Origin of the sequence: Curtobacterium sp. PhB78 (assembly GCF_003751685.1) — a bacterium.
Classification (GTDB): domain Bacteria; phylum Actinomycetota; class Actinomycetes; order Actinomycetales; family Microbacteriaceae; genus Curtobacterium.
The window spans coordinates 454,202-473,932 of record NZ_RKIA01000001.1 but is presented as its reverse complement, the minus strand read 5'-3'; the positions used below and the strand labels follow the sequence as shown (position 1 = coordinate 473,932).

Here is a 19,731-nt window from a genome sequence, read left to right as displayed (position 1 = left end):
GTCAGCAATTGTTTACATCACCCGAGACACGGAGCACGATGACCGACACCATGCAGAGTCCCCGCACGGGCTCGCACCCCACCACCGCCGGACACCGGCCGAACAGCACGGCGATCATCGTCTACCTGTCCCTCGGCGGTCTGTCGTTCGCGGTCCTGCAGTCGCTCGTCGCCCCGGCGCTGTCGACCATCGGACAGGACCTCGGCGCCTCGACGAGCGCGACGAGCTGGGTGCTCACCGCCTACCTGCTCTCCGCGTCGGTGCTCACGCCGATCCTCGGTCGCCTCGGCGACATGATCGGCAAGCGCAAGGTCCTGATCGTCGTGCTGTCGATCCTGCTCGTCGGCGCCGTGCTGGCCGCGCTGGCACCGAACCTCGGCGTCCTCATCGTCGGCCGTGCACTGCAGGGCGCCGCCGGCGCGGTGATGCCGCTGTCGATCGGCATCGTCCGCGACGAGCTGCCGAAGGAGAAGGTCAGCGTCACGATCGGTCTGCTCTCCGCGATCTTCGGCATCGGCGCCGGCGTCGGCATCGTCGCCGCCGGACCGATCGTCGAGCACCTGTCGTGGCACTGGCTGTTCTGGCTGCCCGCCGTGCTCGTCGTCATCGCCCTGCTCGGCGCGATCTTCGGCATGCCGGAGTCACCGGTCCGCAAGCCCGGCCGCCTCGACATGGTCGGCACCTTCGTCCTCGCCGTCTCGCTCGTGTCGATCCTGCTGGCCGTCAGCGAGGGCGAGACCTGGGGCTGGGGCGACGGCAAGACCATCGGCCTGCTGGTCCTCGGCGCCGTGGCACTGGTCGCGTTCGTCCTGGTCGAGCTCCGCGTCGCCGAACCGCTCATCGACGTCCGCCTGTTCGCCGTCCGCGGCGTCTGGACGGCCCACGTCGTCGCGCTCGTCTTCGGCTTCGCGATGTTCGGCACCTTCGTGCTCGTGCCGACCCTGCTGCAGCTGCCGAGCGCACTCGGCTACGGCTTCGGCAAGGACGTCACCCAGGCCGGTCTCTTCCTGCTGCCGACCGTCCTGATGATGATCGTCGCCGGGCCGATCGCCGGCATCCTCGTCCGCAAGGTCGGTCCGAAGCCGCCCATGCTGCTCGGCGGGATCGCCATCGTTGCCGCGTTCCTGCTGCCCGCGATCGCGCACGGCGAGCTCTGGCAGGTCGTCGTCTCCGGCGTCCTGACCGGCATCGGCATCGGCCTGGCCCTCGCCGCGTGCTCGAACGCCATCATCGAGAGCGTCCCCGCGAACCAGACCGGCGAGGCCATCAGCGCCAACACCGTCGTCCGTACGATCGGCTCGAGCGTCGGCACCGCGGTCATCGCGGCGCTCATCACCTCGCACAGCACCCCGCAGGGTCTGCCGACGGACGACGCCTTCACCATCGGGTTCTGGGCGTGCACCGGCGTGGCGGTCCTCGCCGTGCTCGCCGCGCTCGCGGCCCCGTCGATGCGCGCGCGCCGCGCAGCGGCGGCGGCCCGTGGCATCGACGACCTCGAGGAGATCGCCGAGTAGGGCTCTCGGCCCGACCACCCCGGGAGGCCCGTCCTGCGTCGTCGACGCGGGGCGGGCCTCCCGGCGGTCGCGCCCACCGCCACCGGCGGCTCCGCAAGCTGGGAAGCGACCGAGCACGCCGCCGCCGACGTGACGATCATCGGACCGGACGCGTCACAGCAGGTGGACGCGATCACCGCGCCCCGGACAGGAGACCCATGAGCACCACGGACCACGACGACACCACGACCAGCAGCAAGCCGTCCTTCCGCGACACGGTCACCGCCGGCCTGGTGCAGAAGGCGCTGGAACCCGTGCTGCGCGCCGTCCGTGACGAGGTGGCCTCGGCTCGGCGGGAGATCAGCGAACGGGCGAACGGCGCGAAGACCGGGCTGGTGCTCACCGGCGCCGCGGTGGCCTTCGCACTGACCACACTCGTGCTGCTGGCCGGCCTCGTGGTGGCGCTCCTGGCCCTGGCACTGCCGATCTGGGCCGCGACGGGGATCACGTTCATCGTGTTCGCCGTCGTCACCGCGATCCTGTTCATCGTCGGACTCCGAGGCATCCGACGGGGCGTGCCGCCGGTGCCGAAGGACACCCTCCGCGCAGCGAAGGACCGTGTCACGCACACGGGCGACGCGTCGCCCACGACCGACTGAGCCCCGACAGCGCTCGAGCGCTACATCGCGAGGGTCATGCCGACGACGGCGACCGTCATCGCGAAGACCTCGCCGCTGCGCACGGCCCGGCGGTCCTCCTGCGCCCACTCGTACCGCAGGAGCCACCCGCTGAACGCGCAGTAGCCGATCACGCCGGCACCGAGCACCGCGGACAACGCGATGCCGTGTCCCGCGTGCCCGTCGGCGACGCCGGTCGCGTGGCCCATCAGGAGCATGCCGGCCATCACGACCGCCGACAGCGCGCGGTGCACGTCCATCGGCTCGGCGCGGCGGCCGTCGGCACGGCGTCGGCGCATCACCGGCAGCGGTGCGAGCAACAGCAGGAGCGTCGCCGCGAAGAGCGTCCACACCGCACCCGCGTGCACCACCGGCATGAGCATCGCGACGAGCATCACCGCAGCCGGCACGATCACGCCGGGGCGCGGTCGGTAGCGGTCACCGACGATGCAGCACACCGACGCGAACTGCGGCACGACGAGCATGGCGTCGGCGACGGTCTCGTGCACGGCGGGTCCTCAGCTGCGGCGGCGCGGTGCCGGGCGGGTCAGTCCTCGGCGCGGGCAGCGGCCTTGGCGGCGCGCTCCTGCTTCACACGGGCGTTCTCGACGTGCACGGCGGCCTGCGTCTCGCGCTCACGGACGAGCCACTCGGGCTTCTGCTCGAGCAGCGTCTTGATCTCCGCCGTGGTGAGCGCGTCGTCGATCCCCGCACGGGTCAGCCCCGAGATCGAGATGCCGAGCTTCTGCGCCACGACGGGTCGCGGGTGCGGGCCGTCGCGTCGGAGGTCCTCGAGCCACGTCGGGGGTTCGGTCCGGAGCTCGTCGAAGGCGGTCCGTGTGACGGGAGCGCCCTGGAAGGACTCCGGAGCGGCCGCCAGCAAGATGCCGAGCTTCTTCGCAGCCGTTTCGGGCTTCATGGTCTGTTCCTGCGCCATGCCCCCTAGAGTACGGCCCCTATGCTCGTCTGCATGACCGCGGCACTCACCATCGCATTCGTGCCCGGGGTCTCCCCGGCCAAGTGGGCCCGTGTCTGGCGGGATCGACACCCCTCGATCGAACTGCGACTGCGGCCGATCGGGTCCGACGACGTCGACGACACGCTCGCCGGCGAGGTCGACATGGTCTTCGCACGCATGCCCGTCTCCGACCGGCACAACGCCATCCCGCTCTGGACCGAGACCGCCGTGGTCGCGATGCCGAAGGACTCCCCCTTCGCCGACCTGGCCGAGGTGGACCTCGCCGACGCCGAGGTGCACGTCGTCGACGCCGGTCCGGTGCCGGCCGACATCTCCGCCGCGCTCGACCTGGTCGAGGCGAACGTCGGCGTCGTCGTGCTCCCCCAGTCGCTCTTCCGCGCGGCGAGCCGCAAGGACCTCGTCGCGCGCCCGCTCTTCGGCGCCCCCGGCACGCAGATCGCGCTGGTCTGGCGTGACGAGGACGCCACCGAGACCACCGAGGAGTTCATCGGCGTGGTCCGCGGACGCACCGCCAACAGTTCGCGGAACCAGCCGACCGGCACCGATCGCGACGTCGAAGAGGCCCTGCGTGCGACGCAAGCTGGCTCGAAGGCCGGCAGCGGATCGGGCAAGGGCGGGTCGGCCAAGGGCGGAGCGGGTGCCGGAGGCGCCGGCGGCAAGGCGAAGGCGAAGTCGCCCGGCAGCGGCAAGTCCGGCAGCGGCAAGAAGTCGAACACCGGCAAGGGCCCCACCCCCGGCCGCGGGAAGATGCGCGGCAAGCCGAGCCGGGGTTCGAAGGGCAACCGATGACGGACACGCGCCTGCAGGAGATGCCGGCCACGCGCCTCCCGGCCTGGCTCGACCGGACCATGGCCGAGTACGTGGCGTCGCGGATGCAGGCGGGTGAGACCCGCGAACAGGCCGAGGCGAACAAGCAGAAGTCGCTCGACCAGTGGTTCCCGGGCGGGTCCCCGGCCGACGGACACCTGGTGTGGGACGTCCTCGACCAGGACGGCACGGCCGTCGGGTACCTCTGGATCGGGCCGTTCGCTCCGGGCGGGACCGACTGGTGGGTGTTCGACGTCGAGATCGACGAACCGCACCGTCGTCGCGGACACGCCCGACGTGCACTCGAGCTCGGCCAGCGGGCTGCAGCGGAGCACGGGGCGACGAGCATCGGGCTCAACGTGTTCGGCTACAACACCGGCGCGCAGGACCTGTACGCCTCGCTCGGGTACGAGGTCACGGCGACGCAGATGCAGAAGCCGCTGGTCTGAGGGTTCTGCCGCTGGGTTCTGCCGCTTCGTCGCGGCAGCTGTGTCGTCACGGCAGGACGGCAGCCGCTGCGCGGGTGACCCGGTCCCCGCGAGCTGCCTCGGCCGCAGCCCGTGCGCGGGCGACCACGACGGCGTCGGCGCGCTCCGCGGAGCCCGCGTCGAACGGCGGCTGCGGGTCGTACTCGATCTGCAACTGGATCGCCTCGGCCGCTGCCCGCCCCGCGAGCTCGGCCGCCAGCCACAGCGCCATGTCGATGCCTGCACTGACGCCGGCCGCCGTGACGACCGCGCCGTCGTCGACGATCCGCTCGTCGACCGGTTGCGCCCCGAACGCCTCGAGCATCGGCTTCGACGCCCAGTGGGTCGTCGCACGCTTGCCGGCGAGGAGCCCCGCGGCACCGAGGACGAACGCACCCGTGCAGACCGAGGTCACCCAGGTGGCGCGCTCGGCCTCGCGCCGGACGAACCCGATGAGCTCGGGGTCGAGCATCGCGTCGAAGGCGCCGTCGCCGCCGGGGACCACGAGGACGTCCGCCGGACCCGCCTCGGCGATGGTCGTCGTCGGGACCAGCGCGAACCCGCAGTCGGTCGGCACCGGGTCGAGCGTCGCCGCCACGTACTCGACGCGTGCGCCGGGCACCCGGGAGAGCACCTGCGCCGGACCGGTGAAGTCGAGCTGCGTCAGGTCCGGGAAGAGCAGGAAGGCGATCCGGACCTCGGCGGGGTCGTGGCCAGGCTCCGGCTCCGTCGCCGCGTCCCCGGCCGTGTCCGGCGTGGGGGCCGGCACGTCGACGGGCACGTCGACGACGTCGGCGTCGACCGGGTGGACAGGACGCACGCGCGGGTTGGGCTGGTCGGTGCTCATGCCGCGACCCTAGCCCGGTGCCCTCGCCGGCGGTGGGGTCGGCGTCCTGGTCAGTTCCAGACGCCCGAGGTCCCGCGCCGGTGGCTGCCGAGCAGATGCGTGTCGACGATGCCGAGCGCCTCCATCAGGGCGTGCATCGTGGTCGGACCGACGAACGCGAAGCCGCGCTTCCGCAGTGCCTTCGAGAGTGCGACGGACTCGTCGGAGGTCGTCGGGACCTGGGCGTACGACTCCGGTTCGGGCGTCGTCGCCGGACGGAACGACCAGACGAAGTCGGACAGCCCGCCGTCCTGCCGCAGGGCGACCGTCGCGTTCGCGTTGGTGATGGTCGCGAGGATCTTCGCCCGGTTCCGGACGATGCCGGCGTCGGCCATCAGCCGAGCGACGTCGTCCTCGCCGAAGCCCGCGACGGTGTCGGGGTCGAAGTCCGCGAACGCCGCACGGAACGCCGGACGCTTCGCCAGGATCGTGCGCCAGGACAGGCCGGACTGGAACGCCTCGAGTGACAGCCGCTCGAACACGCCGCGCTCGTCCCGCACGGGCATGCCCCACTCGGTGTCGTAGTAGTCGCGGAGCAGCTCGTCCGTCGATGCCCACACCGGCCGGGCGAGTCCGTCGTCGCCGATCACCAGGTCGGAGTGGGGCGCGGGCTCGGTGGCTGCGGGCTCGGTGGCTGCGGGCTCGGTGGCTGCGGGCTCGGTGGCTGCGGGCTCGGTGGCTGCGGGCTCGGTGGCTGCGGGCTCGGTGCTCATCGCACCATCCTGGCGTGCGCCGCCGACACCCTCGTTGCCGACCGTGTGGTCACTCGGCCGGCGGGCCGTCCTGGGCGGCCTGCGGGTCCATCCACACGTACTCCCACCGGTGGCCGTCCGGGTCGGTGAAGCTCCGCTGGAACATGAAGCCGAGGTCCATCGGCGCGCGGTCCTCGCTCCCGCCGGCCGCGACGGCGGCGTCGACGCTGCGGTGCACCTCGTCCTTCGACCCGGCGGTGAGCGAGTTGATGACCTCGACGGTGCCGGCGTCGGCGATCGTCTTGTCGGTGAAGTCGGCGAACTTCGCGTGGGTGAGCGCCATGACGTAGATCGTGTCGCTGATGACGATGCACGCAGCGGTGTCGTCGCTGAACATCGGGTTGATCGAGTAGCCGAGGGCTTCGTAGAACGCCTTCGAACGGTCGAGGTCGGTGACGGGCAGGTTGATGAAGACCATCGTGTCCATGGGGAGGTTCCTTTCGTCACGCTCAACCTGGCCCGTGGCGCGGTGATGCGCAACCGTTCCGTCGCGGTACTGACTGATACGCGATATTCTGGACCGATGCGGGCGTACGTCGATGAATCGGAGCCGGGCGGCGGGCGCGATCACACGACGTACGTCATGGCTGCCGTGGTCATCACGGCGTCCGCCTGCGAAGCGGCACGTGTGGACGTGCGGGCAGCGACACCGCGGCGGATGCGGAAGCTGCACTGGTACGAAGCCCTCCCTGGTCAGCGTCTCTCGTGGCTCGACCTCCTCCGACGGGCGGTCGAGATCGTCGTCGTCCGCTACGAGGGAGCCGCTGCGCGCGCCGAACGGCGACGACGCCGGTGCTTGGAGCGACTCGTCTGGGAGCTCGAGGTGCGGGGCGTCACACTCCTCGTCCTCGAATCGCGAGGGAGGGCACGAGATGACGGCGACCGGTCGATGTTCGATGCTCTTCGACGACGAGGAGTCGGCGTTCCGGTGCGACACGAGCACGTCCGCGGGGTCGATGAACCACTGGTCGCACTGGCTGATCTTGCTTGCGGTGCGCACGTGGCGGGCCTCGACGACGAGCTCGACAGCACCCTTGTCCGCGTGGGGTGAACGACCCTGGACAGCGCAAAACCCCGGTCCCGCGCTGGCTGCAGGATTCTCCGGGGCTCACTTTCGACCGAGCAACACGCGGTCGACATATCAATTTTACGAGTCCAGCGCGGGCCACGTCAAGTGATCCAAGACACCGACTCGGAACGACGAAGCCGCTGTCGTGCGACAGCGGCTTCGTCGTTCCGAGTCGGCTCAGTGGCGCGCGACCGAGGTCAGGCGGACGCGCGGCCCTCGCCTGCGGCCTTCTGGTCGGCCTCGGCCTCGGCCTGGCCGATGATGTCCTCGGCCGGCACCGGGTTCAGGCGGTCCCAGAGGAAGAACAGCAGGCCGCCGACGAGCATCGAGAGTCCGACCCACAGGTTGATGTGGATGCCCCCGGTCTTCTCGGGGTCGGTGTCCCAGTGGACGATGCCGACGATCGTCACGATGACGCCGTAGAGCACGAACAGGCCGCCGAGGATGCGGCGCAGGTCGAGACGACGGGTCGAACGGACGAGGGCGGCCTTCTGCTCCTCGGTCAGCGCGCCGGGGGTGGTGGTGTCACTCATGGTCGGTGATCTCCTTCGCGGATCAGAGGAACGGCAGGTACAGGACGACGCACAGGATCAGTGCGACGGTGCCGAGCAGTGCGGGCGAGCGGTACCAGGCGGTGTCGGTCGCGACGGAGTCGCCGTGCAGGTCGATCTTGCCGATGCCGTAGACCAGACCGCCGAGCTCCTTCTCGTCCTTGGGCGTGGTGAACATCGAGACGATGAACCCGACGATCAGGACGGTCACGAACGAGATGATCGCGCCGTACAGGGTCTCGGCGGTCGCGGTGGCGAACAGGTCCGGGTTCACGAGGTACGCGATCCAGGTGATCGTCGGCGTGACGATGCCGAGCACGTAGCCCCAGAGCGCACCCTGTGTGGTCATCCGCTTCCAGAGCAGGCCGAGGATGAAGACGGCGAACAGCGGCGCGTTGAAGAACGAGAACAGCGTCTGCATGTACGTCATGATGTTCGACGCCTGGGCCGCGATGAACGCGGTCGCGATGCCGACCAGGACGCCGACGACGGTGACCCAGCGACCGGTCTTCAGGTAGTGGATGTCCGGCATGTTCGGCTTGATGTAGCGCTGCCAGATGTCGTACGTGAAGACGGTGTTGAACGACGAGACGTTGGCCGCCATGCCGGCCATGAAGGACGCCAGCAGGCCGGTCACCGCGACGCCGAGGACACCGGTCGGCAGGTACATCTGGATGAGCTTCGGGATCGCGTCGTTGTAGGTGAGCGAGCCGTCGGCGAACTGGTTGCCGACGACCGCCGCGGCGATGAGACCGGGGATCACGACGATGGCCGGGATGAACAACTTCGGGATCGCGGCGATGAGCGGCGTGCGGCGCGCTGCGGACATGTTCTTCGCCGAGAACGCGCGCTGCACCTCGGTGAAGTTGGTGGTCCAGTATCCGAAGCCGAGGACGAAGCCCAGGCCGAGCACGATCGCGAGCCAGTTGGCGCCGATCGGGTTGGTCACGTCACCGAAGCCGGTGCCGGCCCAGGCCTGCAGGTGCTGCACGCCCTGGGTCTTCACGATGGCAGACGACAGTCCGTCCCAGCCGCCGACGCGGTGCAGACCGACGATCGTCAGCGGGATGAGCCCGGCGATGATCACGAAGAACTGCATGACCTCGTTGTAGATCGCGCTCGAGAGCCCACCGAGGGTGATGTAGACGAGCACGAAGCCGGCGGACACGACGATGGCCAGCCACTCCGGCCAGCCGAGCATCGCCTCGATGACGATGGCCATGGCGTAGAGGTTGATGCCCGCGATGAGCACGTTCGACACCGCGAACGCGATCGAGTTCACCAGGTGCGGGGCCTTGCCGAACCGGCGGAGCATGAACTCCGGCACCGACCGGACCTTGGAGCCGTAGTAGAAGGGCATCATCACGAGCCCGAGGAACACCATGGCCGGCACCGCGCCGACCAGGTAGTAGTGCAGGGTCGCCATGCCGATCTGGGCACCGTTGGCGGCCATGCCGAGGATCTCGGTCGCACCGAGGTTCGCGGACACGAAGGCCAGGCCCGTGATCCACGCCGGCATCGAGCGCCCGGACAGGAAGAAGTCCATGCTCGTCCGGACCTGTTTGCGGGCGGTGAACCCGATCCCGATGACGACCGCGAAGTACACGATGACCATCAGGTAGTCGACCCAGCCCAAGTCGAGCCGGATCCCTTCGTTCGCTGCAGCGAGAACCATTCAACATCTCCACGTCAGTGTGTTGCAGTCGACAACTCCGCCGACCCGGACGGAGACGTTACACCGAATTGTGACCGTTCACATAGCCGAGGCATGTGTCTGCCGGCGGTACCCCGTGGCCCGCGATCGCTAGGCTCGCCCCATGACCGACCAGGCGCGCATCCTCGTCCTCAACGGACCGAACCTCGACATCCTCGGGCGGCGCGACCCGGAGCAGTACGGCACCGTGACGCTCGCCGAGCTCGAGGCGATCGTGCACACCGAGGCGGCCGTGCACGGGCTGGACGCGGACTTCCGGCAGACGAACCGCGAGGGCGAACTGGTCGAGTGGCTGCACGAGGCCCTCGACGACTTCGCCGCGGTCGTGATCAACCCCGCGGCCTACGCCCACACCTCGGTCGCGCTGCACGACGCGGTCGAGGCGCTGTCCGTCCCCGTCGTCGAGGTGCACCTGTCGAACACGTGGAAGCGCGAGCCCTTCCGACACGTCGACCACGTCGCCACCGCTGCGACCGCGGTCATCGCCGGCGCGGGCGCAGACGGCTACCGCCTGGCGGTCGCACACGTCGCGTCCCTCATCGCCTGACCCCCCGTCAGGCGGCACGGGCGTCTCTCGCCCCGCCGAGGTTCCGAGATCTCGGAACCTCGGCGCCGCTGCCGCCCCGGAGTGGAACCTCGGCGTCACGCGGACGGCAAGTCGTGGAACCTGGCGGTCGCGCACGTCGCGCACGTCGCGCACGTCACGCAGGTCACGCGCGCACGTCGCGCCCGACACGTGCGCAAAAGGCGGACGGCAGGCCCGTGGCGGGGCCGCAGCGGGCCTCCCGTCCGCCTCGTTGGAACGTTCCCAACTCTGGCTGGACGCGCTAGGTTCACATGTATGGACAAAGTGCGCATCGGACTCGTCGGCTACGGCATCGGAGGGCGGGCGTTCCACCGCCCGTTCCTGCTGGACGCGGCAGGCATCGAGCTCGTCGGCGTCGTCGCCCGCTCGGCCGCGAAGCGCGAGCAACTCGCGACCGACCTGCCCGGCGTCACCGTGCACGACTCCCTCGGTGACCTGATCGCCGCAGGCGTCGACGCCGTCGTCGTCACCACTCCCCCGTCCACCCGCCGCGAACTCGTCCTGCAGGCGATCGCCGCCGGGGTCGCCGTCGTCGCGGACAAGCCGTTCGCCCCGGACCCGGCCACCGCGCGCGAGATCCGGCAGGCCGCGGCCGACGCCGGCGTCGTGATCACGCCCTTCCACAACCGCCGCTGGGACACCGACCTCACGACCCTCCGGAGCGTGCTGGACGCCGGACGGGTCGGGACGCCACTGCGCTTCTGGTCCCGCTTCGACATGGTCGAGCGGCACGGCATCGCGACCGGCATCGGCGGCGGCGTGCTCTCCGACATCGGATCGCACCTGGTCGACCAGGCCGTGTCGTTGTTCGGACCGATCGCCCGGGTGTCCTGCACGCTCGACGTCCGCGATGCCCGCTCGCTCGGCCGTGACCAGGACGGCCAGATCGACGCCGGCTTCACGCTCGCAGCGACGCACGTGTCCGGTGTCGAGTCCGTCCTGACGTCGAACAAGGCCGGGTGGCTGGGTGCACGGCAGCTCCGCCTCGACGGTGTCGACGGGACGTACGAGGCCACGAGCACCGACGTGCAGGCACAGGCAGCCGTGGCGGGTGCGTCACCTGCCGACGACCGGTCGACCTGGGGAGTCGAGCCTTCGTCCGGGACCCTCACGACGGAGTCCGGCACGGTCGACGTCCCGTCGGCACAGAGCTCCTACACGGACTACTACGAGCGGTTCGCGCGGGCCGTCCGGGGGCTCGGTCCGGTGCCGGTGCCCGTCGACGACGCGGTGCACGTGGTCGAGGTGCTCGACGCGGCGCGCCGGTCGGCGGCGTCGGGCGAAACGGTCACCGTCCCCGCTCCGTAGAGCGTTCCTTCCCACGACATCTGCGATGCGAGGTCGATTCGGGCGTACCTGGTGAGAACTCCAGACCAGGTACGCCCGAATCGGCCAGGAACGCGCGGGAGAGCGGCGGCCCCGCGTCAGAAGTCCGCGGGGCGCCGCACGTCGGCCAGGCCGGCCGTGGCGAAGCCCCCGCGGATGATCGGGATCGCCCGGCGCACGGCCTGGTCGATGCGGAGTTCCAGGTCGACGTTGCCGATGTCGTAGCCACCTTCGCGCTTGGTGAAGTCGCGCTCGTTGCCGAACACCCCGATCGGCAGCGTCGTCGACTGGAAGAAGCCGAACAGCGGGCGCATCTGGTGCTCGACGAGCAGGGCGTGACGGTCGCTGCCGCCCGTTGCGGTCAGCAGGACCGGGGTGTCGACGAGGTCGTACTGCCCGATCCAGTCGAAGAACAGCTTGAACGCGCCGGAGTAGGCGGCGCGGAACGCCGGGCTGCCGACGACGAGCACGTCGGCGGCCTCGACGGTCTCGAGTGCCGCCCGGGTGCGCTCGGACATCGCCTCGCGCGACGACGCGGCACCGAGGTCGGCCAGGAGCGGGCCGATCTCGATGGTCTCGGTGCGGGCACCCTCGATCTCCTGCCCGAGGCGCGCCACCGTGGCCGCGACCAGGGTGGACGTCCTCGAGGGGTCCGAAGGGCTACCGCTGACGCCGACGACCAGTTCTCCACTCATGCGGTCGATGCTCACACGCCTGCCGCCGGGGCGGTCCGCGTGTGACGACATGTGTCGGGTGCCAGGCCCCCCGGGTACCGTCCCGCGGCATGCAGACGTTCTTGCCGTACGCCGACTTCCGGGCCTCTGCCGAGGTCCTCGACGACCGGCGTCTCGGCAAGCAGCGCGTGGAGACCCTGCAGGTGATGCGGGCGCTGACGCTGCCGGGGTACGGCTGGCAGCACCACCCGGTCACCGCGATGTGGCGCGGCTACCGTCCGGCGCTGATGGCGTACCAGGAGGCGACGTGCTGCGTCTGGCTCGACCGCGGGCACGTGGACACCTGCCTGGAGAAGACGCTGCTGGACCTCGGGCGGGTCCCGGAGGACCTGGCGGCGTACGAGCGCGGCGACGTCCCGATCCCGCCGTGGAACGACGACGAGGCCCTGCACGCGTCACACCGCTCGAAGTTGGTGCAGAAGGCGCCGGAGCACTACCGCGCACTGTTCCCGGACGCGCCCGACGACCTCGACTACGTCTGGCCGGGCGCGCCGCACGCCCCGGACGGCACGGCCGCAGTCGTCACGCCACCGGGATCCACCGCGCACCGTCGCGGCGCGTGACGACGGCGGAGCGGATCTCGACCACGTCGCGGAGGCCGTGCACGGCCCGGTCGCGCACGACCGCTGCCGTGGCGTCGTCGTCGGACTCGAACCGGACGACCGCGCACGGCACACCGCGCAGCAGGCGGACGTCCTGCGCCTCGACCACGGCGTGCTCGGCGACCAGCCGGGCCGCAGCGGGCAGGACGGCGTCGGGCGCGGTGCCGGCGGCGAGCGCGCCGATCGCCAGGGTCACACGGTACGAGGGCATGCCCCGACGGTAGCGGGAGCGGGAGACACCGGGAGCCCGCCGTGGGCTGCAGGGGAACTGACGTCGTTCAGGGGGTCGACGTCGGCCCACGGCGGGTCGCGGTGTGTGGCGGGACGCGACGACAGGGGGAACGTCGCGCCCCGCTCCGGATGTCGATCAGGGGTATCGGCATCCGGTCTGGGGCACCGGCCGGATCACGGGAGGAGCCGGGCGGTGTCGGACCTCAAGGGTGTTCGGTGTCCTCTCGGTACCGGTCCGTCTCGATCGGTGCGGGCATCGATCGTCGAGCGGCGGCGGGTCGGATCATGGGGAGCAGGGCGCTCCCGACGGTCGCGAGGGCTCCGACGGCGGCGATCAGCCCGAGGGGGGCGGTGCCGAGGTCGTGCTGCGCAGCCAGGGCGAGCGCGACGAGGGTCGCCGGTGCGGGCAGGAGCTGCACCGCTCGGAAGCGGTCGTCCCGTCGTGTCCGGGTCATCATCACGTTTGCCATGTGGACACTCTGGCGCAGATTCCGTGTCCGCATAAGGGGGGACACGACCCCACTCATGGAGTAGAACGTCTAGTACACCCTGCGTTCGACACGTCAGCCGAGTGCACGGACGGTGGCCACGGCGTCCGCGACGGCTCCGACGACGACCGGGACGTCCTCGGCGCCGAGGGAACCGTCGAAGGTGAGTCGGAGCGCGGTGCGGGCGACCTCGTCCGGGATCCCGAGCGCGGTGAGCACGTGCGACGCCTCGGTGCTGCCGGCGGCGCAGGCACTGCCGGACGAGGACACGACGTCGCGCTGTTCCAGCTCGAGCAGCACGGTCTCGCCGTTGACCCCGGGGAAGCAGAACGACGCGTGCCCGGGCAGCCGGTGCTCGCGCGACCCGGTCACGAACGCGCCGGGGACGGCGGCGAGCACCCCGTCGAGCACGGCGTCACGGACGGTCGTCGCGGCGGCGGCGGCAGCAGAACCACCAGAGGCAGCAGCACCGCCGGCGGCAGCAGCACCACCGGCGGCAGCAGCACCGCCGGAGGCCACCAGCCCGAGCGCCGTCGCGACCGCCACCGCGCCGGCGACGTCCTCGGTGCCGGAGCGTCGGCCCCGCTCCTGTCCCCCGCCGTGCAGCAACGGTTCGACGGGCACCCCCGACCGGACCGCGAGCACACCGGTCCCCTTCGGCGCCCCGAGCTTGTGCCCGGACAGCGACAGTGCGTCGACACCCAGGACGTCGAGCCCGACCGGCAGCCACGGCGCGGACTGCACGGCGTCGGTGTGGAAGCGCGCGCCGACCGCGTGGGCCTCGGCGGCGAGCGCCGGGACGTCCTGCACGGTGCCGATCTCGTTGTCGGCGTGCGCGATCGACACGAGGGTCGTGTCCGGCCGGAGCGCCGCGCGCAGCACCGACGGGTCGACCAGGCCGTCCGACGCGACCGGCAGCACCGTGACGTCGAAGCCGTGGAAGCGTGCCAGGTACGCGCAGCTCTCGAGCACGGCCTCGTGCTCGATCGCGCTGGTGACGACGTGGCGTCCGCGTGGGGCGGCGAGCGCGATCCCCTTGAGCGCGGTGTTCGCACCCTCGGTCCCACCCGTGGTGAAGACGACCTCGGCCGGTCGGCAGCCGAGCACGCCGGCGACCGTGGCCCGTGCGGCCGCGAGCCCGCGCGCGGCCTCGTCCCCGACACCGTGCGTCGACGACGGGTTGCCGAACACCCCGGTCAGGTACGGCCACATCGCCTCGAGGACCTCGCGGCGGACGGGGGTCGTGGCCGCCCGGTCCAGGTAGAACACGGTCAGCCCCCGGCCGCCACCGCGATGTCGAGCCCGAGGTCGAGCGCCCGGGCCGAGTGCGTGAGCGCCCCGACCGAGATGACGTCCACCCCGGTCGCGGCGATGGCCGCGACGGTGTCGAGGGACACCCCGCCCGACGCCTCGACGAGCGCGCGACCCGCGACGATGCCGACACCCGTCTCGAGCTCGGCCGGCGTGAAGTTGTCGAGCATGATCGTGTCGACGCCCGCCGCGACGACGGGCTCGATCTGGTCGATGCGGTCCACCTCGACCTCGACGTGCACGGTGTGCCCGAGCCGCTGCCGCGCTGCGGTGATCGCGTCACCGATGCCGATGCCGCCGGCGAGCAGCACGGCCAGGTGGTTGTCCTTGGCCAGCACGGCGTCGGACAGCGACGTGCGGTGGTTGTGGCCGCCGCCGCAGCGCACGGCGTACCGCTCGAGCGCACGGAGGCCTGGCGTGGTCTTCCGGGTGTCGACGATCCGCGCCGAGGTGCCCGCTGCGGCCGCGACGTGGGCCGCGGTGGCGGTGGCGATCCCCGACATGCGCTGCACCAGGTTCAGCGCGACCCGCTCGGCGCGGAGCACCGAACGCGCCGACCCCGTCACGGTGGCGAGCGTGTCGCCGGCGGTGAACGCGGACCCCTCGTCGGCGTGCAGGGTCGCCCGGATCGACGGGTCGACCGCGTGCATGACCGCCACGAAGACGGTCCCGCCGCTCAGTACTCCGGGCTCACGGGCTGCGAGCGTCGCCGTCGCGGTCGCGTCGGCCGGGATGAGCGTCTCGCTGGTGACGTCCCCCCAGGGCGCGTCCTCTTCCAGCGCGGTCTCGATGACGCGGCGGAGGGCGTGCGGCGGGATGGTGCCGGGGTCGATGGTCATGCGGGAACCTCCTGCGGAACGGCGATGTGTCGAGTGACCGTCTCGGCGACCCAGGCGTACGAGGCCGGGGCTGCTGGATCGGTGTCGGGGTGGTCGGTGCGGGCGTGGGCACCGCGGGACTCGGTGCGGGTCTCGGCGGCGAGCGCCACCAGCCGTGCCAGGTCGAGCAGTGCGCGGTCCTCGTGCTCGCGCACACCGCCGGCGGCGGGCGCGGTGAGCGCGTCGAGGTCCCGCCGGGCGCTCGCCAGTCCGGTCGCGTCACGCAGCAGCCCGACGCGGTCGGTCATGACGGCCTGGACCGCCTGCCGGACGGCACCGACGTCGTCGAGGTGGGTCGCGCCTCCAGGCAGGGTCTGACGGGAGGCGCGGATCACGTCCGCCGCTCGGGGAACGCTGGTCACGCGCAGGTCTGCGTTCCCCCGCAGGCGGAGCAGGCCGGGCCGGGTTCCGGCGACCGCGTCCGCTGCGCGGACCGCGAAGACGAGCCCCTCGAGCAGGGAGTTCGAGGCCAGTCGGTTCGCGCCGTGGACCCCGGTGCACGCGGCCTCGCCGATCGCGAGCAACCCCGGGAGGCTGGTGCGCCCCTCGGCGTCGGTGGCGATGCCGCCCATCGAGTAGTGGGCCGCCGGGGACACCGGCACACCCTGTCGGGTCCAGTCGAAACCGGCCGCACGGGTGGCCCGGGTGAGTCCGGGGAAGCGTCCGGTCAGGAAGTCCGCGCCGAGTCCGGTGGCGTCGAGGAGCACAGGTGCGCCGCCCTGGTCGCGGACGGCGGCGGCGATGCCGCGGGCGACGACGTCGCGTGGAGCGAGCTCGGCGTCCGGGTGCACCGCCGTCATGAAGCGGCGTCCGCGCGCGTCGCGGAGGACGGCTCCCTCGCCGCGGACGGCCTCGGACACGAGCCCGCCGTCCGGCACCGCGAGGCGGGTCGGGTGGAACTGGACGAACTCCAGGTCGGCGACGACCGCTCCGGCACGCCACGCGGCGGCCACGCCGTCCCCCGTCGCCACGAGCGGGTTGGTGGTCTCGCGGTACAGGTGTCCCGCTCCCCCGGAGGCGAGCACGACGGCGTCGGCGTCGATCCGTCGGGGTTCGCCGAGCAGGTCGAGGACGTCGATGCCGACGACGGTGCCGTCCCGGACGACGAGGTCGGTGAGGCAGGTGCGCTCGAGGATCGTGACGTGCTGACGGTGCAGCGCGTCGATGAGCGTGCGCTCGATCGCCGCGCCGGTCGCGTCGCCGTCGGCGTGGACCACGCGCCAACGTCCGTGCGCGGCTTCGCGCCCGCGGGCCAGGTCGTCGCCGTACCGGTCGAGGGCCGACGGGTCGGTCGAGCGGTCGAACGGCACACCGAGGGCGAGCAGATCGCGGACCCGGGCCGGCCCGTCGGTGCAGAGGACCTCGACGGCGCGCGCGTCCGCGCTGCCGGCCGCCGCGACGTGGGTGTCGGCCTGGTGCAGTGCCGGCGAGTCGTCGGCCCCGAGTGCCACCGCCACCCCGCCCTGGGCGTACGCGGTGGCGCTGTCGGCGAGCGCGCCCTTCGTCACCAGTGTGACGTCGTGGACGGCGCTGGCACGGATCGCTGCGGTCAGTCCGGCGATGCCGGAGCCGACGATGACGACGTGCACGGTGGTCTCCCTCGGTCGTTCGGGTTCGGGCTCGGGCTCGGGCTCGGGGCTCAGCCGCGGGGCTTGGCCGCGAGCATGCGCTCGAGCGCGACCTTGGCGTCGGCCTGGACCTCGGCGGGCACGACGATCTCGTTGAGCACCTCGCCGCGCACGAGGGCCTCGAGCACCCAGGCGAGGTAGCCCGGGTGGATCCGGTACATCGTCGAGCACGGGCAGACGACCGGGTCGAGGCAGAAGATCGTGTGCTGCGGGTACTCGGCGGCGAGCCGGTTCACCATGTTGATCTCGGTGCCGATCGCGAACGTCGTCGGTTCGGTGGCCGCGGCGACGGTCTTCCGGATCAGGTCGGTGCTGCCGGCGTGGTCGGCGGCGTCGACGACGGCCATCGGGCACTCGGGGTGCACGATGACCTGGACGCCGGGGTGCTCGCGGCGGGCCTGGTCGATCTGGTCGACCGTGAAGCGGCGGTGCACCGAGCAGAAGCCGTGCCAGAGGATGACCTTCGCCGCTTCGAGGTCGCTCGTCTCGTTGCCGCCCAGGGGCTTCCGGGGGTTCCACATCGGCATCAGGTCGGTGCTGATCCCCATGGCCTTGGCGGTGTTGCGACCGAGGTGCTGGTCGGGGAAGAACAGCACGCGCTGCCCACGCTCGAACGCCCACTCGAGCACCGTCGCGGCGTTCGAGCTGGTGCAGACGATGCCGCCGTTGCGCCCGCAGAACGCCTTGAGGTCGGCGGCGGAGTTCATGTAGGTGACGGGGATGACGGGCACCCGGCCGTCGGCGTCGGGCTCGGTGCCGTAGACGGCGGTCAGCTCGGCCCAGGCGGCCTCGACGCTGTCGATGTCGGCCATGTCCGCCATCGAGCAGCCGGCCGCGAGGTTCGGCAGGATGACGCGCTGGTCGTCGCGGGCCAGGATGTCGGCGGTCTCGGCCATGAAGTGCACGCCGCAGAACACGATGGCCTCGGCGTCGGGCTTCGTCAGCGCCGCGTTGGCGAGCTGGAACGAGTCACCGAGGAAGTCCGCGTGCCGGACGACCTCGTCGCGCTGGTAGAAGTGCCCGAGGACGACGACCCGGTCGCCGAGCGTGGCCTTCGCTCGCTCGATGCGCTCGTGCAGCTCGTCGGTCGGCGCGGTCTTGTACTCGTCCGGCAGCACGCCCTGCCGCGGTGCGCTCGTCGGGATGACGTCGGTCATCGACGAGCCCGGGCCGTACCCGGGCCGGGAGTCGAAGTCCCACGTGGGCATGGCGAGGTCGGGCGTGCAGGTGCTGCCGCCGGCCTTGCCGTTCGAGATGAGGTCGATGGTCGTCGCGATGGACACGGTGGTTCCTATCGGTTCTGCGGTCGTGTGCCCTGCTGCAGCGGGCCGTTGTCCGCGTAGGCCAGGTCGGGGTTCGAGCGGTACAGCCGGGCCGGACGGTGCCGACCCCCGCTCGTGGTCTCGTCGGTCGGCAGGATCGCGTCGGTCTTCTCGACCTGCCGACGGAAGTTCGCGGGGTCGAGCGCGCGCCCGAGCACCGCCTCGTACACCCCGCGCAGCTCGGCGAGGGTGAACCGGTCCCCCAGGAAGGCCTGGGCGATGCGGGAGTACGACATCTTGGTGCGGAGCCGCCAGAGCGCGTACTCCACGATCCGGTCGTGGTCGAAGGCGAGCGGCGGGTGCTCGTCGGCGAGGAACCAGCGGACGTTCCAGTCGTCCGGCACGACGTTCGCCTCGTCCGGGTGCACGAGCGCCCAGTACACGATCGACACCACCCGGCTCGGTGAGCGGCCGACGTCGCCGAACGCGTAGAGCTGTTCGAGGTAGCGGGGCTGCACGTTCGTCGTCTCGCGCAGTCGGGCCGCGGCGGAGTCCTCGAGTCCCTCGTCGACGCCGACCCAGCCGCCGGGCAGCGCCCACGACCCCTCGAACGGTTCGGCGACCCGGCGCACCAGCGGCATCCACAGCGCCGGCGCCCCGGTGTCGGGGTGCGGGCGCAGCGCGACGATCACGGTCGAGACCGCGACGCGGGTGCCTGCTTCGTCCATGGTGGACCTTAATGTCATTCTGACTCGAAGTGTTCGGGTTGCGATGACACTATCACCGCTTCGCGGTGTGTTGCGCCCGTGAGGGCCTCCGGGTCGTCACGAACCGGAAACAGATCGTCACGAGGCCGAAAACTCCGGGAGGCCCCGCGTGGATACGGTGAGGATCATGACGACGGTGACGAGGATGCATGCCGTGGTGTCGGGGACCGTCCAGGGGGTCGGGTTCCGGTACTGGACGGCGCGGAAGGCCGACGGGCTCGACCTCGTCGGGTACGCCAGGAACCTCTGGGACGGCACCGTCGAGGTCGAGGCCGAGGGGCCGTCGGTCGCGGTCGAGACGTTGATGGAGTGCCTGCGGAGCGGGCCGCCGTCGGCCACCGTGACGGACGTCGAGTTCCGGCCGGTCGTGCCGCACGGCGACGCCGACGGGTTCGCGATCCTGCACTGACCCGGTCGCCCCGACCGTTCACGTGCGGATGTCGGTGCGGAGCGGAATAATCGAATCCACTCAGGCGGTTGCCCTGTCTGCGCGTTCTGCGCCACCTCGTTCCACCAGTCGTGA

Annotated in this window: 23 protein-coding genes and 1 tRNA gene; 9 read left to right on the top strand and 15 right to left on the bottom strand. The window is 71.4% G+C overall.

What is annotated here, in order from left to right:
• The first annotated feature begins 38 nt into the window (after positions 1-38).
• Complete coding sequence (locus tag EDF53_RS02395) at positions 39-1,514, top strand: MFS transporter (protein ID WP_123292062.1); 1,476 nt, start codon at positions 39-41, stop codon at positions 1,512-1,514.
• A 197-nt stretch (positions 1,515-1,711) separates the two neighbouring features.
• Entirely contained in the window at positions 1,712-2,152 is a 441-nt protein-coding gene (locus tag EDF53_RS02390) for a phage holin family protein (RefSeq protein ID WP_123292061.1), read from the top strand.
• 20 nt (positions 2,153-2,172) lie between these two features.
• Here EDF53_RS02390 and EDF53_RS02385 read toward each other — a convergent pair whose 3' ends face one another.
• Together EDF53_RS02385 and EDF53_RS02380 are read right to left on the bottom strand one after the other, a co-directional pair.
• Complete coding sequence (locus EDF53_RS02385; protein WP_123292060.1) at positions 2,173-2,679, bottom strand: hypothetical protein; 507 nt, start codon at positions 2,677-2,679, stop codon at positions 2,173-2,175.
• 38 nt (positions 2,680-2,717) lie between these two features.
• Entirely contained in the window at positions 2,718-3,107 is a 390-nt protein-coding gene (locus EDF53_RS02380; RefSeq protein ID WP_123292059.1) for a DUF5997 family protein, read from the bottom strand.
• Between the two features lie 33 nt (positions 3,108-3,140).
• On the opposite strand from EDF53_RS02380, the gene EDF53_RS02375 reads away from it, so the two are divergent.
• Both EDF53_RS02375 and EDF53_RS02370 read left to right on the top strand, forming a co-directional pair.
• On the top strand, positions 3,141-3,938 hold the full coding sequence (locus tag EDF53_RS02375) for a LysR family transcriptional regulator substrate-binding protein (RefSeq protein ID WP_185020911.1): 798 nt from the start codon (positions 3,141-3,143) through the stop codon (positions 3,936-3,938).
• Positions 3,935-4,405 (top strand): GNAT family N-acetyltransferase, encoded by a 471-nt coding sequence (locus EDF53_RS02370; RefSeq protein WP_123292057.1) that lies wholly within the window; start codon positions 3,935-3,937, stop codon positions 4,403-4,405. Before EDF53_RS02375 ends, EDF53_RS02370 begins: the two co-directional genes overlap by 4 nt.
• Positions 4,406-4,451: 46 nt before the next feature.
• Here EDF53_RS02370 and EDF53_RS02365 read toward each other — a convergent pair whose 3' ends face one another.
• The 3 genes from EDF53_RS02365 to EDF53_RS02355 are packed head-to-tail and all read right to left on the bottom strand — an operon-like array spanning position 4,452 to position 6,488.
• Positions 4,452-5,270, bottom strand: a complete 819-nt coding sequence (locus EDF53_RS02365) for a DJ-1/PfpI family protein (RefSeq protein ID WP_123292056.1) — start codon at positions 5,268-5,270, stop codon at positions 4,452-4,454.
• Positions 5,271-5,320: 50 nt separating this feature from the next.
• Positions 5,321-6,022, bottom strand: coding sequence for a DNA-3-methyladenine glycosylase I (locus EDF53_RS02360; protein ID WP_123292055.1), 702 nt, complete (start codon positions 6,020-6,022; stop codon positions 5,321-5,323).
• A 49-nt stretch (positions 6,023-6,071) separates the two neighbouring features.
• A complete protein-coding gene (locus tag EDF53_RS02355) occupies positions 6,072-6,488 on the bottom strand; it encodes a VOC family protein (protein ID WP_123292054.1) in 417 nt (138 codons plus the stop codon).
• A 96-nt stretch (positions 6,489-6,584) separates the two neighbouring features.
• Here EDF53_RS02355 and EDF53_RS02350 point away from each other — a divergent pair, with 96 nt between their 5' ends.
• On the top strand, positions 6,585-7,112 hold the full coding sequence (locus EDF53_RS02350; protein ID WP_123292053.1) for a hypothetical protein: 528 nt from the start codon (positions 6,585-6,587) through the stop codon (positions 7,110-7,112).
• A 215-nt stretch (positions 7,113-7,327) separates the two neighbouring features.
• On the opposite strand, the gene EDF53_RS02345 is transcribed toward EDF53_RS02350, so the two are convergent.
• Complete coding sequence (locus tag EDF53_RS02345; protein ID WP_111084327.1) at positions 7,328-7,663, bottom strand: hypothetical protein; 336 nt, start codon at positions 7,661-7,663, stop codon at positions 7,328-7,330.
• Between the two features lie 22 nt (positions 7,664-7,685).
• The gene (locus EDF53_RS02340) at positions 7,686-9,356 is read right to left on the bottom strand and encodes a sodium:solute symporter family protein (protein WP_123292052.1); all 1,671 of its coding nucleotides are present in this window, start codon (positions 9,354-9,356) and stop codon (positions 7,686-7,688) included.
• A gap of 142 nt (positions 9,357-9,498) precedes the next feature.
• Between EDF53_RS02340 and aroQ the strand changes: the two genes are divergently transcribed.
• Both aroQ and EDF53_RS02330 read left to right on the top strand, forming a co-directional pair.
• Entirely contained in the window at positions 9,499-9,942 is a 444-nt protein-coding gene (gene aroQ / locus EDF53_RS02335) for a type II 3-dehydroquinate dehydratase (protein ID WP_123292051.1), read from the top strand.
• 294 nt (positions 9,943-10,236) lie between these two features.
• Positions 10,237-11,289: a Gfo/Idh/MocA family protein gene (locus tag EDF53_RS02330; RefSeq protein WP_123292050.1), complete on the top strand. Its 1,053-nt coding sequence runs from the start codon at positions 10,237-10,239 to the stop codon at positions 11,287-11,289.
• Positions 11,290-11,405: 116 nt separating this feature from the next.
• Here the strand turns inward: EDF53_RS02330 and EDF53_RS02325 are convergent, their stop codons facing one another.
• Positions 11,406-12,002 carry an NAD(P)H-dependent oxidoreductase gene (locus tag EDF53_RS02325; RefSeq protein WP_165901113.1) on the bottom strand — a complete coding sequence of 199 codons (597 nt, stop codon included), beginning with the start codon at positions 12,000-12,002 and terminating at the stop codon, positions 11,406-11,408.
• An 89-nt stretch (positions 12,003-12,091) separates the two neighbouring features.
• On the opposite strand from EDF53_RS02325, the gene EDF53_RS02320 reads away from it, so the two are divergent.
• A complete protein-coding gene (locus EDF53_RS02320; protein WP_123292048.1) occupies positions 12,092-12,604 on the top strand; it encodes an MSMEG_6728 family protein in 513 nt (170 codons plus the stop codon).
• A 69-nt stretch (positions 12,605-12,673) separates the two neighbouring features.
• Here EDF53_RS02320 and EDF53_RS19140 read toward each other — a convergent pair.
• From EDF53_RS19140 to EDF53_RS02285, 7 genes are all read right to left on the bottom strand, one after another.
• Positions 12,674-12,755 (bottom strand) — tRNA-Ser (locus tag EDF53_RS19140).
• Positions 12,756-13,077: 322 nt separating this feature from the next.
• Positions 13,078-13,344, bottom strand: coding sequence for a hypothetical protein (locus EDF53_RS02310; protein WP_131921776.1), 267 nt, complete (start codon positions 13,342-13,344; stop codon positions 13,078-13,080).
• Between the two features lie 93 nt (positions 13,345-13,437).
• Positions 13,438-14,631, bottom strand: a complete 1,194-nt coding sequence (locus EDF53_RS02305; RefSeq protein WP_123292045.1) for a cysteine desulfurase family protein — start codon at positions 14,629-14,631, stop codon at positions 13,438-13,440.
• Positions 14,632-14,633: 2 nt separating this feature from the next.
• A complete protein-coding gene (gene nadC, locus EDF53_RS02300) occupies positions 14,634-15,512 on the bottom strand; it encodes a carboxylating nicotinate-nucleotide diphosphorylase (RefSeq protein WP_123292044.1) in 879 nt (292 codons plus the stop codon).
• Complete coding sequence (gene nadB, locus EDF53_RS02295) at positions 15,509-17,140, bottom strand: L-aspartate oxidase (RefSeq protein WP_123292043.1); 1,632 nt, start codon at positions 17,138-17,140, stop codon at positions 15,509-15,511. The genes nadC and nadB overlap by 4 nt, the downstream gene beginning before the upstream one ends.
• Before the next feature lie 50 nt (positions 17,141-17,190).
• Positions 17,191-18,462, bottom strand: coding sequence for a quinolinate synthase NadA (nadA, locus tag EDF53_RS02290; protein ID WP_123292042.1), 1,272 nt, complete (start codon positions 18,460-18,462; stop codon positions 17,191-17,193).
• An 8-nt stretch (positions 18,463-18,470) separates the two neighbouring features.
• Positions 18,471-19,169, bottom strand: coding sequence for an NrtR DNA-binding winged helix domain-containing protein (locus EDF53_RS02285; RefSeq protein ID WP_123292041.1), 699 nt, complete (start codon positions 19,167-19,169; stop codon positions 18,471-18,473).
• 166 nt (positions 19,170-19,335) lie between these two features.
• Here EDF53_RS02285 and EDF53_RS02280 point away from each other — a divergent pair, with 166 nt between their 5' ends.
• Positions 19,336-19,617, top strand: coding sequence for an acylphosphatase (locus tag EDF53_RS02280; RefSeq protein WP_228504877.1), 282 nt, complete (start codon positions 19,336-19,338; stop codon positions 19,615-19,617).
• Positions 19,618-19,731 lie beyond the last annotated feature (114 nt).

Bases quoted from the DNA above. Each gene is read 5' to 3' on its own strand.
- EDF53_RS02320 (WP_123292048.1), top strand. From the start codon at position 12,092: ATGCAGACGTTCTTGCCGTACGCCGACTTCCGGGCCTCTGCCGAGGTC.
- EDF53_RS02370 (WP_123292057.1), top strand. From the start codon at position 3,935: ATGACGGACACGCGCCTGCAGGAGATGCCGGCCACGCGCCTCCCGGCC.
- EDF53_RS02310 (WP_131921776.1), bottom strand. From the start codon at position 13,344: ATGGCAAACGTGATGATGACCCGGACACGACGGGACGACCGCTTCCGA.
- EDF53_RS02350 (WP_123292053.1), top strand. From the start codon at position 6,585: ATGCGGGCGTACGTCGATGAATCGGAGCCGGGCGGCGGGCGCGATCAC.
- EDF53_RS02285 (WP_123292041.1), bottom strand. From the start codon at position 19,169: ATGGACGAAGCAGGCACCCGCGTCGCGGTCTCGACCGTGATCGTCGCG.
- EDF53_RS02375 (WP_185020911.1), top strand. From the start codon at position 3,141: ATGACCGCGGCACTCACCATCGCATTCGTGCCCGGGGTCTCCCCGGCC.
- EDF53_RS02330 (WP_123292050.1), top strand. From the start codon at position 10,237: ATGGACAAAGTGCGCATCGGACTCGTCGGCTACGGCATCGGAGGGCGG.
- EDF53_RS02325 (WP_165901113.1), bottom strand. From the start codon at position 12,002: ATGAGTGGAGAACTGGTCGTCGGCGTCAGCGGTAGCCCTTCGGACCCC.
- nadC (WP_123292044.1), bottom strand. From the start codon at position 15,512: ATGACCATCGACCCCGGCACCATCCCGCCGCACGCCCTCCGCCGCGTC.
- EDF53_RS02390 (WP_123292061.1), top strand. From the start codon at position 1,712: ATGAGCACCACGGACCACGACGACACCACGACCAGCAGCAAGCCGTCC.
- EDF53_RS02340 (WP_123292052.1), bottom strand. From the start codon at position 9,356: ATGGTTCTCGCTGCAGCGAACGAAGGGATCCGGCTCGACTTGGGCTGG.
- EDF53_RS02365 (WP_123292056.1), bottom strand. From the start codon at position 5,270: ATGAGCACCGACCAGCCCAACCCGCGCGTGCGTCCTGTCCACCCGGTC.
- EDF53_RS02360 (WP_123292055.1), bottom strand. From the start codon at position 6,022: ATGAGCACCGAGCCCGCAGCCACCGAGCCCGCAGCCACCGAGCCCGCA.
- EDF53_RS02380 (WP_123292059.1), bottom strand. From the start codon at position 3,107: ATGGCGCAGGAACAGACCATGAAGCCCGAAACGGCTGCGAAGAAGCTC.
- EDF53_RS02345 (WP_111084327.1), bottom strand. From the start codon at position 7,663: ATGAGTGACACCACCACCCCCGGCGCGCTGACCGAGGAGCAGAAGGCC.
- aroQ (WP_123292051.1), top strand. From the start codon at position 9,499: ATGACCGACCAGGCGCGCATCCTCGTCCTCAACGGACCGAACCTCGAC.
- EDF53_RS02395 (WP_123292062.1), top strand. From the start codon at position 39: ATGACCGACACCATGCAGAGTCCCCGCACGGGCTCGCACCCCACCACC.
- EDF53_RS02280 (WP_228504877.1), top strand. From the start codon at position 19,336: ATGACGACGGTGACGAGGATGCATGCCGTGGTGTCGGGGACCGTCCAG.
- EDF53_RS02355 (WP_123292054.1), bottom strand. From the start codon at position 6,488: ATGGACACGATGGTCTTCATCAACCTGCCCGTCACCGACCTCGACCGT.